General features: G+C 69.1%; 14 protein-coding genes and 1 pseudogene. 6 read left to right on the top strand and 9 right to left on the bottom strand.

The window, feature by feature from the left end:
• Positions 1 to 12: 12 nt before the first annotated feature.
• The 4 genes from LGI35_RS36055 to LGI35_RS36040 all read left to right on the top strand — a co-directional run bounded on the left by LGI35_RS36055 (position 13) and on the right by LGI35_RS36040 (position 3,815).
• On the top strand, positions 13 to 987 hold the full coding sequence (locus LGI35_RS36055; protein ID WP_227298459.1) for a replication-relaxation family protein: 975 nt from the start codon (positions 13 to 15) through the stop codon (positions 985 to 987).
• Entirely contained in the window at positions 945 to 1,928 is a 984-nt protein-coding gene (locus tag LGI35_RS36050; protein ID WP_227298458.1) for a C40 family peptidase, read from the top strand. The genes LGI35_RS36055 and LGI35_RS36050 overlap by 43 nt, the downstream gene beginning before the upstream one ends.
• Entirely contained in the window at positions 1,925 to 2,749 is an 825-nt protein-coding gene (locus tag LGI35_RS36045; protein WP_227298457.1) for an extensin, read from the top strand. The genes LGI35_RS36050 and LGI35_RS36045 overlap by 4 nt, the downstream gene beginning before the upstream one ends.
• A 250-nt stretch (positions 2,750 to 2,999) precedes the next feature.
• A complete protein-coding gene (locus tag LGI35_RS36040; protein WP_227298456.1) occupies positions 3,000 to 3,815 on the top strand; it encodes a helix-turn-helix domain-containing protein in 816 nt (271 codons plus the stop codon).
• Positions 3,816 to 3,887: 72 nt separating this feature from the next.
• Here the strand turns inward: LGI35_RS36040 and LGI35_RS36035 are convergent, their stop codons facing one another.
• Positions 3,888 to 4,241 carry an SH3 domain-containing protein gene (locus LGI35_RS36035; RefSeq protein ID WP_227298455.1) on the bottom strand — a complete coding sequence of 118 codons (354 nt, stop codon included), beginning with the start codon at positions 4,239 to 4,241 and terminating at the stop codon, positions 3,888 to 3,890.
• 424 nt (positions 4,242 to 4,665) lie between these two features.
• Here LGI35_RS36035 and LGI35_RS36030 point away from each other — a divergent pair.
• Positions 4,666 to 4,875, top strand: a pseudogene (locus LGI35_RS36030) (MerR family DNA-binding protein); the annotation flags it as partial.
• A gap of 96 nt (positions 4,876 to 4,971) precedes the next feature.
• On the opposite strand, the gene LGI35_RS36025 reads toward LGI35_RS36030, so the two are convergent.
• Positions 4,972 to 5,259, bottom strand: coding sequence for a hypothetical protein (locus LGI35_RS36025; protein WP_227298454.1), 288 nt, complete (start codon positions 5,257 to 5,259; stop codon positions 4,972 to 4,974).
• 235 nt (positions 5,260 to 5,494) lie between these two features.
• Between LGI35_RS36025 and LGI35_RS36020 the strand changes: the two genes are divergently transcribed.
• Positions 5,495 to 6,625 carry a site-2 protease family protein gene (locus LGI35_RS36020; RefSeq protein WP_227298453.1) on the top strand — a complete coding sequence of 377 codons (1,131 nt, stop codon included), beginning with the start codon at positions 5,495 to 5,497 and terminating at the stop codon, positions 6,623 to 6,625.
• Between the two features lie 193 nt (positions 6,626 to 6,818).
• On the opposite strand, the gene LGI35_RS36015 is transcribed toward LGI35_RS36020, so the two are convergent.
• The 7 genes from LGI35_RS36015 to LGI35_RS35985 all read right to left on the bottom strand — a co-directional run bounded on the left by LGI35_RS36015 (position 6,819) and on the right by LGI35_RS35985 (position 13,243).
• The gene (locus tag LGI35_RS36015; RefSeq protein ID WP_227298452.1) at positions 6,819 to 7,127 is read right to left on the bottom strand and encodes a DUF7701 domain-containing protein; all 309 of its coding nucleotides are present in this window, start codon (positions 7,125 to 7,127) and stop codon (positions 6,819 to 6,821) included.
• Positions 7,124 to 7,549 carry a RipA family octameric membrane protein gene (locus LGI35_RS36010; RefSeq protein WP_227298451.1) on the bottom strand — a complete coding sequence of 142 codons (426 nt, stop codon included), beginning with the start codon at positions 7,547 to 7,549 and terminating at the stop codon, positions 7,124 to 7,126. The genes LGI35_RS36015 and LGI35_RS36010 overlap by 4 nt, the downstream gene beginning before the upstream one ends.
• Positions 7,550 to 7,668: 119 nt before the next feature.
• Positions 7,669 to 9,684: a hypothetical protein gene (locus LGI35_RS36005; protein WP_227298450.1), complete on the bottom strand. Its 2,016-nt coding sequence runs from the start codon at positions 9,682 to 9,684 to the stop codon at positions 7,669 to 7,671.
• Between the two features lie 417 nt (positions 9,685 to 10,101).
• Positions 10,102 to 11,577, bottom strand: a complete 1,476-nt coding sequence (locus LGI35_RS36000) for a hypothetical protein (RefSeq protein ID WP_227298449.1) — start codon at positions 11,575 to 11,577, stop codon at positions 10,102 to 10,104.
• A 103-nt stretch (positions 11,578 to 11,680) separates the two neighbouring features.
• The gene (locus tag LGI35_RS35995) at positions 11,681 to 12,181 is read right to left on the bottom strand and encodes a hypothetical protein (RefSeq protein WP_227298448.1); all 501 of its coding nucleotides are present in this window, start codon (positions 12,179 to 12,181) and stop codon (positions 11,681 to 11,683) included.
• 130 nt (positions 12,182 to 12,311) lie between these two features.
• The gene (locus LGI35_RS35990; protein ID WP_227298447.1) at positions 12,312 to 12,725 is read right to left on the bottom strand and encodes a hypothetical protein; all 414 of its coding nucleotides are present in this window, start codon (positions 12,723 to 12,725) and stop codon (positions 12,312 to 12,314) included.
• A gap of 41 nt (positions 12,726 to 12,766) precedes the next feature.
• Positions 12,767 to 13,243, bottom strand: a complete 477-nt coding sequence (locus LGI35_RS35985) for a hypothetical protein (RefSeq protein ID WP_227298446.1) — start codon at positions 13,241 to 13,243, stop codon at positions 12,767 to 12,769.
• Positions 13,244 to 13,306 lie beyond the last annotated feature (63 nt).

Below are 13,306 nucleotides of genomic sequence, written 5' to 3'. Positions count from 1 at the left end.
CGAGGAGAGGTCATGCCCACGACCAGTCCAAACCCTGGCTACGTCCCCCGCGCCGCCTCCCGGCGGCGCCGACCGGTCCAACCCACCCGGGCCCGCACCGACCTCTCGCAGCTCGCCACTCGCCTCACCGCACGCGACGTGTGGCTCATCGAAATGCTCTACGAGCACAAGGTGCTGACCTCGCACCACATCACCGCGCTCGCCTTCACCGGCCACCGCACCGCAAACCGCCGCCTGCGCGAGCTGTACTTCATGGGCGTCACCGACTCCTTCCGCCCCCTGCGCCAGCGCGGCTCCGCCCCCGAGCACTACACCCTCGGCCGCGCGGGTGCCGAACTCCTCGCCGCCCGCGCCGGCACCGACCTGGCCGCCACCGGCTGGCGCAAGGACAACTGCGCCCGCATCGCCTTCTCCCCCACCCTTGACCACACCCTCGGCGTCAACACCCTCCTCATCCAACTCGCCACCACAGGCCACCTGACCGAGTGGCTGTCCGAGCGCTCCGCAACACGGCTCTGGGGCGACTGGATCCGCCCCGACGCCTACGCCCACCACACCGCCCCCAGCCATCAACTCCTACCGTTCTTCCTGGAGTACGACACCGGGTCCTACAACCTCGCACGCGTCGAGGCCAAACTCCCCGGCTACGCCGCCCTCGCCTCCACCACCGCCACCCACACCCCGCTCCTCATCCACACCGCCACCGCCCGCCGTGAATCAGCCCTGCGCCACCGCATCGCCGAGAGCGCGGACCGCCTCGAAATGCCCATCGCCACCGGCAATACCCAGCTCGCTGAACCAGCCGGCGCCGCCTGGCTCCCCCTCGGCCCCGCCCCGGCCAGGCGCCTCACCCCCGCCCAGCTCGCCGGCCACTGGAAGGGCCTCATCCCCGCGCTCACGCGTGACGCGGCGCTGTCTTCGCCCGGCCGCCCCACAGCCCTTCCGTGGCATCCGGTTCCGCCTCAGCCGCCGACTCCCGGCGGCTGACCGTGAGCGCGCTCGCCAAAACGGCCGCCGGGGTGGGCTGTGCCGTCCTCGCCCTACCGCTGCTCGCAGCCCTCGTCGTCGCCGCGCTGATCAGCTCAGCGATGCCTGGCACCAGTGGCGCGGCCGCCTCGCCCAGCAAGCACGCGCTCGCCGACATTCCGCGGGTCATGCTGGCCCTATACCAGCGGGCCGCGCCCGAATGCCGGGGGCTGTCGTGGACGATCCTGGCGGCGATCGGCAAGGTCGAAACCGACCACGGCCGCCACCCCACCATGATCTCCTCGGCAGGTGCGGTGGGACCGATGCAGTTCCTGCCGTCCACCTTCAAGTCCTACGCGCACCCGGTCCCGGCCGGCGGGAAGAACCCGCCCACCCCCTGGGATTCGGTCGACGCCGTGTACGCGGCAGAGCGGATGCTCTGCGCCAATGGCGCGAAGAACGGCCGCAACCTGCGCTCCGCGATCTTCAGTTACAACCATGCCGACTGGTACGTGGACAAGGTTCTGAAGATCGCAGCCCAGTACGAGGCCGCCGCCCCCGCACCCACTGCGGCCGCCGCGAAGGCCGTCGCGTTCGCCCGCGCCCAGCTCGGCCAGCCCTACGTCTGGGGCGGCGACGGAGCTGCCGAGGGAGGCTTCGACTGCTCCGGCCTCACCCAGGCCGCCTACCGCAAGGCCGGGATCAGCATCCCGCGCGTCGCCCAGGCGCAGTACGCCGCCGGCCTCCACCTCTCGGCCAAGTCACCTCTCGCACCGGGCGACTTGCTTTTCTTCGGCAGCAGCCCTGCCCACATCACCCACGTCGGCATCTACAGCGCGCCAGGCCGCATGATCGACGCCCCCCACCCCGGAGCCGTCGTCCGCGAACGTGCCATCGATCCCGCCGCCAGAGGCGACTTCCAGGGCGCCACCCGCCCCGCCGGCCACGGAGGTCCACGGTGAGCGCTCCCGCCCCGGCCGAGGCCCAGGCGCTGCTGAGCGCGCTCACCCGGGCTCTGGCCGGAGTAGCCGTCCTCGCGCTGGTCTTCACCGCAGTGAACGTCACCCTGTTCGCCACCAGTCGCGGCGTCGCTCCCGCTATCGCCATCCTGCTCGATCCGATGGTGGCCCTGGCCCTCGCCGCGATCCTGTACGCGGACGCCCGGCTCGCCGCCTGGGGCATCCGCCCACCCCGCTGGTCGGCAGCACTGCGCTGGTTCACCGGGATCACCGCCACACTGATGAACACCTGGGACTCGATCTGGCCCGACCGACAGATCGGAACACCGATCCACGCAGATCCCGCAGGCATCGTCCTCCACGGAGTACCGACCGTCCTCCTAATCCTGCTCACCGAAACCATCGCCGCCTACCGCCGCACCGTCGCCCCACTCCTCGACCCGATCACCCCCACCGCCCCCACACCCGACCCCGATCCGAGCGGCCCAATGCGATCCGGCGAACCGGTCGCGCTCTCCCACCCGTTGCGATCACCAGGACCAGCCCCGGGTGAGGGCACCGCCGCCGGTGGGCCCCACAGCGCCGACAGTCCGCCCGCCACACCCCCCGGCTCGCCCGCAGGTCTTGATCGCCCCGTTGGGGCGATCGACGCGGCCCTGTGGGCGCATGCCGTGGCGATCGACGATGCCGTGCGCACGGCGACCGGACGGCCGGCCAGCGTGTGGCGGCTGCGCTCCGAGCTGCACCTTGGTCCGGATCGGGCCAAACAGATCCACGCCCAGCTCCTCAAGCACGGCCCCGATGGGGCGCCACCACTCTCGTGACCAGCACCGATCGTCCTTTCTTGCTGTGATCGGAGAGTAGGGCGAGCGGCTTGACTTCGTCCCGGGCCAGAGCGTCCATGGTGGTCCACCCACCGGGCCTCGGGGTTCACGTATCCCGAGACCTGGCGGGCGGATCGGCGGGAGCATTCCGCGCTGCGCACGCGGCCCGCCGAACCCGCAACCGCCCCTGCGGCTGCACCCCGGCCGGGGACCTCACCCACCCTCAAACGCACTGGAACGAGGCCCCACCATGTCCGAGACCACCACCGAAGGCCGCACCTGCCGCGCCGTCCCCACTCCCGAACCGCTCACCGGCCTGACGGGCGCACCCGCCGCGATCTACAGCGAGCTCCTCGCCTCCCCCGGCGCGACCGTCACCGAACTCGCCCTGGCCGCAGGCATCGGCCGCTCCACCGCTGGCAAGGCCCTCACCACCCTCGAAGAGCACGGCCTGGCCATCCGTGACCAGGGCGAGCGCACCGGGCCCCGCCGCACCCCCGACCGCTGGAGGTGCGCCCAGGGCGAGCCCACCGACAGCGGCGAAACGGAGGAGCCCGACGACACCGTCAGCGCCACCCCGAACGAGTCCTCTGCCACGAAGCCTGTCCGCACGGAGGAGGCCGCGAAGACCGACGCCTCGCCGACGCCGGGTGATAGCCCCGCGACCGAAGTGGCCGCGAAGGCGCCGGCACACGGCGTAGCCCATCGCGCGCCCGAGGCGAACAGCGACACCGCGACTCTGGCGCCCGACTGCGCTCCCCAGGCAGCCGGACCTGCCAAGCCCGCCGCCGATGAGCCCCGCCACGCCGAGGGAAGGACACAGGTGCCGGTTCTGGCCCCGAAGACACGGCTGGCCCCCGGTGCGCTGCGCCAGAGGGTCATCGACCACCTGCAGGCCCACCCGCAGGACGCGTTCACCGCGACCCGGATCAGCCGAGTGATCGAACGGAGCTCTGGCGCAATCGCAAACTCTCTCGTCATCCTCGCCCGGCAAGGCATCGCCGAGCAGGTATCCGACAAGCCGCGCGCCTACCGCCTGGCCAGCCCGGAAGCGGCTACCGAGTAGACGCGAGCACCAGCACGGTGGCGGTCACCCCGGGGCGGGGTGACCGCCGCCGGACCTCATGGCACTGAACAGTCAGGGCCCGGTCTGGGCCAGCTCCTCCTTGCCCCAGGCGACGAGAGAAGAGTGCACATACCCGGTAGCACCGGTGCCCTTCATCGTCACCTTGACCCACGCCCCGTCACCCCCAGCCCATCGATGCGCTGTACAGGTGTCACCCTTGTACGCCGTACCCATGGCTGAAGCATTCTTGCGCGGCTGGGCGCGGACCGTGGCCGAGGATGCGGTGATGCGGCAGAAGTCCTTCTTGGCGACCACCTGTGCGACAGGCGCTTGCCCGGCCGGGGCGGCAACTGCGGGAGACGACATGGCGATCAGCGGGGCGGCGAGCATTCCGACGGTGAGCGGCAAGACGTGGCGGCGTGACAACAGACGTTCCTTCCGGCGTGTTCAGCCCCCGTGTGGTGAGGGGCGTCGCAAATCTCTCACCTACCAGCCGCGCTTTGACCAATTTCTAGATCGATTACATCGTTTCGAGTGATTGTCCCTAGATCGCCCCGGGCGCAAGGTAGGCCAGCAGGCCAGGCAGATTGGGTCGACGGTGCGCGGTTCCCAGGACCGTCCTCGCTTGCGTCTGGCGCTGACTTCAGCGCGCCACTTCGGCTGAAGGGCGCCGGGCGCCGCAGCGCGAGGCAGTCCATCGGAGTAATACCGGGCGAGGTTGATCCTTAGGCGGACGTCCGACTTCGATGCCTAGTTGCGACTTGTCCTGCAACACGGCGGTCCCAGTCTGGCGGGAGGACGCTGATCGAAGACAGCAACAACACCTGAAACGTGTCGTCCCCGCCGACGCCGCACCGCGCAGGCGCTCGGATTCTCACTGGCGGAGATCTCACGGCACGGCGAGGAATTGCGCGACGCGCCGGATGCCGCGAAAGCACCGTCTGCGTTGCTTGAGGAAAAGGTCTAACTCATCGACACGCGCATGGCCGAGCTCGCCACCCTGCGAGCCGACCTTGAGGTGCATGTCGGCACCGGATGCCCGTGGCAGGCAACCTATTGAGAAACCCTCACTGATTGCACGAGAGGTGCGGGGTCCGTCGGGCTGCGGAGAGCAGGCTGCGCACGTGACCCTGCCCGCAGTCGCGCAGTTGGGAGCTCACAGCATGGGACGCTCCGGCATGGGCTGCTCTACGCCGTCCAGCTCCAGCGTGCATCTGGGCTTGGACGGGGCGAGGTGCGGCTCTCGTATCCGGACCCGGAACTGGCGGGTGGGCTCTTCGGGAAGTTCGCCGGTCAGCAGGCTCGTCCCGGGGCCGTGCTCCAGCTGGCATGCGACCACCTTTCCGTTGACCAGGAGCTCGATCTCTCCGTTTCTCCCGGGCCCGACGTTCACGGTGATCGAGTGATCACCCTTATCTAGGTGGAAGTGGTGGCTGTGCTCCATGACGCACCTCCCAGAGCTGGAGGTACGTCCAGCCTAGATCCGGTGCTCTCCTCACCCGTACTTGCGCAGCGAGGTGATGAACGGAGTTCACGGAACCGAGAAGCGAGCGTCCCCTGGGCCTCTCGCCGACCGCGGGGAGCGACAATGGTGGTGGGTGCCGTGCTAGTCGGTTTGCGGAGCGCAGGTTGCGAGATCTTGCCCGGTGGACCGGTTCCGGAGCCGGCAGGAGACGACGATGAACGGCTCGGTTCGTGTCGGACAGGTGGTCGGGATACCGCTGCGCATGCACTGGAGTGTGCCGGTGCTGGTGGTTGTGTTCGCGTACGGTCTCGGCCGCCAGACCCTCCCCGTATGGACTCCAGGGCGCTCGAATGCGGTGTACACCTTCGCCAGTGCCGTAGGAGCCGTACTGCTCATGGGCAGCCTGCTGCTCCATGAGACCGCGCACGCGGTGACTGCCCGCAGGAAGAAGATCGCGGTCGAGGATGTGACGCTGTGGGCGCTGGGCGGGATGACCCGGATGGGGCGCCCGCGGACCGCGGCGGTGGCGTTCGCCGTGGCGGTCAGCGGGCCGCTCACCAGCCTGGCCATTGGGGGCTCCGCGCTCGGAGCGGGAATCGGGCTGCACCAGCTGTCGGGCTGGGCGGTGCCCGCAGCCGTTCTGGTGTGGCTGGGCTGGGCGAACCTGTTCCTGGGCGCGTTCAACCTGCTGCCCGCTGCGCCGCTCGACGGCGGAAGGGTGGTGCAGGCGGCGTTGTGGTGGCACACCGGAGACCGGGAACGTGCGGATCGGGCGGCCTCCCGAAGCGGTCAGGTCGTGGGTGTGCTGCTGACGGTTGTCGGCTGGATAAGCCTCCTGCGCGGGGGGCCGGGCGGGCTGTGGCTCGTCTTCGTCGGCCTCTTCATCACGGTCGTCGCCGGTGCGGAACGGCAGCGCGCCGTGATCCACACGGCACTGAGGGGCGTGCGGGTGGACAGTGCCATGTCCAGCCCGGTGACCACCGGTGCCGACTGGCTGACCGCCCAGCGGTTCATCGACGAGGTGGCAGTGAAGTCCCGCCATTCAGCCGTGCCGCTGCTCGATTTCGAGGGCCGTCCCAGCGGGATCGTTCAGGTACGCACGCTTGCCGGGATACCAGAAACGCGCCGGGAGGATCTTCGTGTGTGCGATGTGGCGATCCCGCTCGCTCAGTGCGCGGTTGCCGCTCCCAGTGATCTTCTGAGTGAGGCTCTCGACCGGCTCCGCCCGAGTACCGGCATGCGCATCCTCGTCGTGGACGACGGCCATCTGGTGGGGATCATCACCGCGAAGGACATCTCACGGCTGATGCGGCAGCACACTCTGCGGGGCCGAGGGTCCAATTGATCGATCCATGGAAGATGCCACACGCAAGTCGGCACTGTACGACGCCGCCCTACGGCCGGTGCTCAGCGCACGACAGTGAGCGGTTACGGTCAGCGATCAGCATCGACCTCATCACCGATTGCGCCTGGTGCAGATGAGACTCCCCGGAAACCGAAGACTCATCGACGCTGCCATCGCGGGTTGGGATCCGGTCTCACCCGCGTCGAGCGTCGCCCGCGCACCGTTCGGCCGCCGCGTGGATCGCGTGGACGTAGGCGGCGTCCAGCGCCTGCACCTCACCAGAGAGTTGCTCGAAGGGAACGAGGCTCCGGTGGTCGCTGCCACGACTCAGCATCCAGGCCGTCCACGCGTCGTGGACGTCTGAGGCGGTCGTCCGGGTGCCCTTGGCCCGCATCAGCACCGCGTACCCAAGGAACAACGACTCGTCGTCGCCCGGGGGTTCGGCGGTGGGAGGTAGGAGGCTCCGGATGAGCCGGGCCGCTTCGGTGAGGTACGTGGTCATCCGCTCAGTCTGCCCACGAGAAGCAGAACATGCAGGGCCGCCAGGAGAAGGGGGATGAGACGTTCGGTCTCGCCCAGTTCGAGGTACCTGAACTGGCGTAGTCTCCGGCGCTGCTTCAGGCTCGTCCACTCGTCGGTGTAGATCTTGGCTGGCAGCTGTTCCTCCAGCTTGTTGATGACTTCGAACTTTGCCTGGTTGAGCAGCTGGTAGCTGCGGAGTTGCAGCCACCAGAAGGCGGAGAGGGTGCAGCCAGTCAGGGCGATGGTCAGTGCCGCGTACCAACTGACGCGGTGGGCGGTTGAGTCCACCAGGCCGACACCGGCCAGCAGCGTGGTCTGGATGCCCAAGAAGAAGCTGTTGGCAGCACCGCGTCGGGCCGAGACCCGGTCCGCCATTTCGACGGCCAGTGCGTAACCGGCCATGAAATCCGGATTCCTGACGGTGGGTGAGGCGGGCTGTGGGGTGGAGGCGGGGTCCGACTGCCCGGGGACGGTGGGGCCGGTCCGGCGCAGGGCTGCTCGGCGCCCCGGATCGTCAGTGGTCATTTCTGCCCCGGCATCGCCGATGAGGCGCCCGACAGGATACTTCGTAAATGGTTCATGAGTGGAGTGAGGCGACTCTTGGCGACAAAACTGTCCATCCGGAAATTTCCGCTTACTGTAGAGGTGTTCACGGAAACCAGATGAGGTTCGCAATCACTGGTGAAATAGACCATGTACTTGAACCAGAACGCCCGATCGACTGGAGAGGAAAGGTAGTCGGGCAGTTCGGGAAGGAGGGGCGTCTCCCAGGACTCGCCGTATCGGCTCTTAAGTTCGTACAGCACGCCTTCCGCCTCCGCGACACTCGAAGCCTTGAAGCGTCGGTATTCAATCGGGTCCGTCACCAGCAGGACGAGCCGTGTGGGGTGTCTGCGGCGGAGGACCTCGGCGTACTCCCAGAGCGTTCCCGGCCCGGGGCCGGTCCCCATGATGATCACACCCGCGTTCTCGATGAGCCGGCCGACGGTGCCTTTCCAGTCGTCGAGCGGTAGGTACATACGCGCCGCCCCCGCGCCGCCCGGCACCTGCTCACCGGGGCTGCCGACCGCCAGCAGCGGCCCGAATTCGGTAAACAGGGCGCTGATGCGTTCCTCGTGGCTGCGGTGGGACTGCATGATCCACGTGCCCGGGTTGTTGAAGAAGTTCAGGTTCTTGCCGAGGGGCGTTGCCGCGGAGGCACCGACATCCTGGCCGAACGGCCGGAGATATAGGACGTACGACCCGCTGGAAATATGGTCCGGGGACGTGACGATATTGGCCAGGTACCGGTTCGCCTTCATCGCCGGGACGGAGGCGAATACCAGGACCGCGGCACCGGCCGTTCCGACCAGCAGGAAAATCACGAGAAGGATGTACCAGGGGGGCCCGTGATATCCGGGCAGGTCGGGAATCGTGGATACCGATTTCATTCCCAGGGCGGCGAGGAGCAGTACGGCCGTTCCCCCAAGGCGCATCGCCCAACTCGCTGTCCGCAGGGCCCAGCCGTGGACCCGGCGGCGCCGGGGAAGAGGTGCGCCGTAGCCTGCGCCCGTCCCGAGCAATCGCTGGGCTACGCGCCAGGCGGCCAGCGCTACCCAGATGTCCCAGCCGCCGACGCACAGGCTCATGAGGTCGAGGAGAAGGGTGTGCGGTGAGGACAGGTGCGACACCGTCGCCACGAGGTCGCCCACCGCGAGACGCAGGCTCACGAGCACGACGGCGAGCCCGGCTGTTCCGGTCGCCAGGCTCGTGAGCTGGATGGAGCCCACGCGCAGCTTCCGCGTGGTCGACAGGCGCCTCGATGGGCCAGGCGTCGCCAGCCCGAAGTGCCGCCTGGCGGCATTCCCGGCGACCGTTCCGAGCCGGAAGGCGACGACACCGACGGCTGCGGCGGACACACTGAGCGCGAGAACGAGGAGGAATGCCAGGCGGTCCGCTCCCGGCCGGGCCAGGGTGACCGAGGCCGCGTACACGGAGAAGGCGACCAGTCCGGCGCCTGCCGTTCTGCAGAGCCAGTGGGCCAGGCGCAGCGTCCACCCGGTCCAGAACGCGGCCCGCGTCACAGCTCGTCCCCGTCGGTCGGCCGTGCGACGCAACTCCCGTCCTGCCAGGAACACCGGTACGGAACAGAGGGCGATTCCGAGATTGACCAGCCACGTGAACCCGCCGCGCGCGGTAAGCACGAACATCTGCCCGCCCAGGACGAGAAGCCAGGCGCTGAGCCAGAACAGGGCGCCACCAGCTGTTCGAAGCGATCTCCGTTGGGGGTGTGGGGCGGGCTCCTCGGAGGCAGGTGGGGCGAGTGCGGCGTCAGGGCCGGGCGGGGCGGCGGGAATGGCCGCCCACGCCCCCAGGCCGAATACGAGCAGGGCCAGGACGATGCATGCGTGATCGAGAAGAAAGACGGAAAGATACGTGCGCGGTACGGAGCCACTGCCGGACGCCGGCCAAACGCCTGCGGGACGGGAGAGCGGCGCCGCCACGACCGCGAGGGTGAGGAAGAGGGTCCCCAACTTGAAGCAGCCCGACGCCACCATGTCGCGCGTCCATAACCATGCCCGTTGCCGGTATCCGCGGGCTTTGCTGCTGGCTCTACTCACCGTGAGTAGCCCCCCCTGCCTCGACGAGTTCACGATAGATGGCACTCGCGAACGCGGGCAATCGTTTCCCCGTTCATCGTCCGCATCGGTCCCGCTCGCGCCCATCGCGGCGACCCGCGCCGTCTTCAGCGGGTGCCCGCTCGGCGCCTGGTCGGCCGCGGTCCGTCCGACTCCAAAGCCCGCAGCGGCGATGTTCTGCCACCTCGCAGCCGACCTGCGAGGCGGAACTCAAACGGATGTAGATCAAGGAGCCGGCACTCCGTGGAGCAATAGGTGCGCCGAGGAAGCCCGTTTGCGATGAAATCGTTGATACAGCCAGCCGAACATGAGCGACACCGCGGTCCTGGGACAGCCTCACGGCCGTGCCCGCGGGGCAAGTTCAGCCCCGTCGAAGGCGAGTTCCGCTGGGATGGCATCGTCCAAGGCCCGGATCAGCCGCTGCCCGCCGCGATACCAGGCCGGATCGACTCCGACGCTACAGCCGCACCGTCCGATCAAGTTGCGCTCAGGACCCCACCGTTCGAGCGCAACGACGTCGTCGAAGCGGAGTTCGTGGTGGGCGCCGGGTGTGCACGAGACCACTGACTCGCCGGTAAGGATCACCCTGTGCCGTTCCGCTGTGCGCCTGAGTGCGCGTTTCGCCAGCGGTGGGCGGAACACCTGTCCCCACGGAGGGATTTCGTCCCAGGTCCAGCAGGAAGTGCACCACAGCCGACGCCCGTCGGGGCCCGTGAGGTGAAGCAGTAGACCTTCCGGGACGACCAATTGGGCGCGTTCCATTGCCCGTTGCCAGGCGTCGCGTACGTCCCGCGGGGTCACGCACTCCAAGGCACGGCGTCGGCTGCCTTCGTCGAGGAAAGGGGTCCCGAACAACTCCGCACGGGCTGCGTCGTCGAGGGTGACCAGCTCTTCCCGGGCCTCTTCCGACGGGGAACGGTGCCGGGCCACCTCGGCCGGAGCAGGTTCCTTGCTGGCCAGGCTCATTGCCTCCGACCACATCGTCGCAGCCGTACCCTCAGCATCGCCCGCAAGGGTCGGGGTGAGAAGTAGACGCACCACCGTGAGGGAGTCGTGCAGCGCTGTGGCCGCCTCAGTTGAGGCGGCGGGCATTGACTGGCCAGCGACAGCGGCGGTCACCCGTTCTCGGAGAATCCGGTGGGCGACTGACGCCGCCGCGGATGCGACGGGGGTTTCAACGGTCAGCGCAACGCCGTCGATGTTCCGGTGGGTCCAGGTGGCGCGTGATTGGCGGGCCTGGGGTGGGGAACGACGTGGGCGATCGCCCGGGGGCAGTGGGAGCCGCAGGCCCGCGGGGTTCGGTCCGGTCAGGGTCAGGACGGCGTTGGCCCTTGTGAACCAGGCCGCGGCGTGCCGGAGCAGCATGTCCGGCGTGGGCAGGTAGTGCGAGCTGCGCTCGTGCCCCTCGAGGCCCGTGGCCTGAGTGCCGTACCGGGCGTTCAGCGCACCCGCGGTTCGCAGGTCCAGGGGGCTCGCGACTTGGCCGTCGAGTTTGTGCGCCACTTCGCTGAGCTGTCCGACTGGCAGGTCGGACAGTGCGGCGCAGAGTGCTTCCAGGCAGTCGGAAACTTCTTGGTGGGTACCCGAGACGGTGAACCGAGTCTCCTCGAGGGTGGTGGACACTACGGGCTCCGCCAGCTCCGGGATCTGCTGCCGCGTCGCATGCGCGGCAAGGGTGGCGACCAGGCGGCTGATGCCGAGCGTACGGTACGTCTCGTCGCGTGCACCGATCCCGAAGCGCAGGGTCGCGTGGAGTGGCCCAGGCTCGGAGAGCCGGAAGACGGCTACGCCATCGACGTGGCTACGGTGCATGTCCGCACCCTAACCAGGACGTCTAATCGCCCCACAAGCAGGCTGCCGTGCCCGTGGCCGGCCCCTGGCGGCCCAGCGGCGCGGGGCGGCCAGAGGCACGTGTTCAGCGCCGTCCTGTACAGCCAGCGTGGCCGCAGCCGCCGCAGAACCCGCCTGTGCTGCATGCGCAGGTGCAGGGGCCTGCCGAGCGGCGCCGTGCGGGCCGTTTCGGGGCCGGGGTGGGGTGCGGCAGGTGCAGGGTGGTGATGGGACGGGTTTCGGTACGGCGTGCGGCCTCGGCCACCAGCATGGTGCGCTCGGCGTACGGGAGTTGATCGAGTGCGGTGAGGTGATCGGGCAAGCCGGTGTCGGTGAGCCGGGCGGGGTGGTCGGGGTTTGCGCACAGCAGCAGGCAGCGGGCTGCCTCCTTCACCGCCCAGCATCGTGACTGCGGTACACCGTCGAAGAGTTCAGTCTCCTCGATGCCGGCGGCCGCCTGGACAAGTACGTCTACGAGGCGGGTGGTCGTCTGCTGTCCCTCGCTGGCGGTGATCAGGGCATACGCGTGAGTGAGGATCCGGTGCGCTGCGTTGCGGTGGTGGCGCGGCAGGTGGATTCGGGGCATGGGGGGCGATCCTTTCGGGAGGACGAGCGCAACACGGGGGCTCGGGATGCGCCGAAGGATCCGGTGCCGGCCGAGTCGTGCATCCCCGGTGCCCGAGGGTGGGCGCTGGGGATGCGGCGTGTGGTGGTTGTCAGGGGGTGCTCTGACGGGCGGTTCGGTAGGTGTCGAGGACGAGCCCGAGTTGGTTCAGCTGTTGGGCGCAGCGTGCTGCGAGGAGGTCGGTGCTGTGCCCGCATGGGCCGAGCAGTCCGCTGACGGGGATGAACGCTGTGGTGCGGCGGTGGTCGAGGGCTTCGGTGAGGCGGTCACGGGAGTACGCGGCTTGCAGGCGCAGTCGGTCGTAGAGCCGGTCGGCCTCTCGGGCGGTTTCCATGACCAGTTGGGCCAGGGCGGCGTGAGGGCCGTCGGCCTGGGCCTGGGTCCGCAGACGCTGGTGGGCGTCTGGGCCGAGGAGGTCGTGCACGACCTGTTCGCCGGGGCGCTGCGGGGTGGCGGGCGGAGCGGTCTGGGTGGCGCCGTGTACGCGGCTGGAGGGGTTGGTCATGGTCGGTTGCCCTTTCGTGCCGTGGGATGGGCGGGATGGCGTTAGAGGTGCTCCCCGTAGCGGCAGGTGTCGGTGTGGCCCTGGTCACGGTCGAAGGTGTCGGGGGTTCCGCCCTGCCGGTCGCAGTCCGCGATCTGGAGGGGGCCGCGCGCCAGGTAGTCGCCGAGGTCGGCGAGGTGGCGGACCGTGGCGGCCGGGACGTCGGCGAAGCACGCCGGGCAGGGCCCGAGCAGTTCGAAGGGCTCGTCGTCGTAGACGGGGTAGCGGAGCAGGAAGCGGTACGTCTCTTTGGTGTCGGGGCAGGTGGCGGTAGCCAGTACGGGTTCGCCTGGTGTGGTGCGGCGACGGAGCCAGTCCGGTTCGGTGGTGATCTGGTCGAGGCCCAGCCCGAGGAGGGCGGCCAGGCGGATCGCGGTGCGGGCGTGTTCCTCGCCCCGGTAGCGGCCGTGTGGGCTGACGGCCATGTTGTGGCGGATGAACACGGCGGCGGCGTGGGAGCGTTCGGCGATCGAGGCCATGACGGGGGTGCTCCTTCGTGTGAGTTGGTCCGGTGGGTGGTGTGGGGGCCGCCCGCCCGGCAG

It is taken from the genome of Streptomyces longhuiensis, from assembly GCF_020616555.1.
Taxonomy (GTDB): domain Bacteria; phylum Actinomycetota; class Actinomycetes; order Streptomycetales; family Streptomycetaceae; genus Streptomyces; species Streptomyces longhuiensis.
This window is presented reverse-complemented; position numbering and strand designations above follow the sequence as displayed.

Coding starts and splice junctions, on each gene's coding strand:
- LGI35_RS35990 (WP_227298447.1), bottom strand. CDS start 12,725: ATGACCAACCCCTCCAGCCGCGTACACGGCGCCACCCAGACCGCTCCG.
- LGI35_RS35985 (WP_227298446.1), bottom strand. CDS start 13,243: ATGGCCTCGATCGCCGAACGCTCCCACGCCGCCGCCGTGTTCATCCGC.
- LGI35_RS36015 (WP_227298452.1), bottom strand. CDS start 7,127: ATGACCACGTACCTCACCGAAGCGGCCCGGCTCATCCGGAGCCTCCTA.
- LGI35_RS35995 (WP_227298448.1), bottom strand. CDS start 12,181: ATGCCCCGAATCCACCTGCCGCGCCACCACCGCAACGCAGCGCACCGG.
- LGI35_RS36055 (WP_227298459.1), top strand. CDS start 13: ATGCCCACGACCAGTCCAAACCCTGGCTACGTCCCCCGCGCCGCCTCC.
- LGI35_RS36000 (WP_227298449.1), bottom strand. CDS start 11,577: ATGCACCGTAGCCACGTCGATGGCGTAGCCGTCTTCCGGCTCTCCGAG.
- LGI35_RS36010 (WP_227298451.1), bottom strand. CDS start 7,549: ATGGCCGGTTACGCACTGGCCGTCGAAATGGCGGACCGGGTCTCGGCC.
- LGI35_RS36040 (WP_227298456.1), top strand. CDS start 3,000: ATGTCCGAGACCACCACCGAAGGCCGCACCTGCCGCGCCGTCCCCACT.
- LGI35_RS36020 (WP_227298453.1), top strand. CDS start 5,495: ATGAACGGCTCGGTTCGTGTCGGACAGGTGGTCGGGATACCGCTGCGC.
- LGI35_RS36025 (WP_227298454.1), bottom strand. CDS start 5,259: ATGGAGCACAGCCACCACTTCCACCTAGATAAGGGTGATCACTCGATC.
- LGI35_RS36005 (WP_227298450.1), bottom strand. CDS start 9,684: ATGGTGGCGTCGGGCTGCTTCAAGTTGGGGACCCTCTTCCTCACCCTC.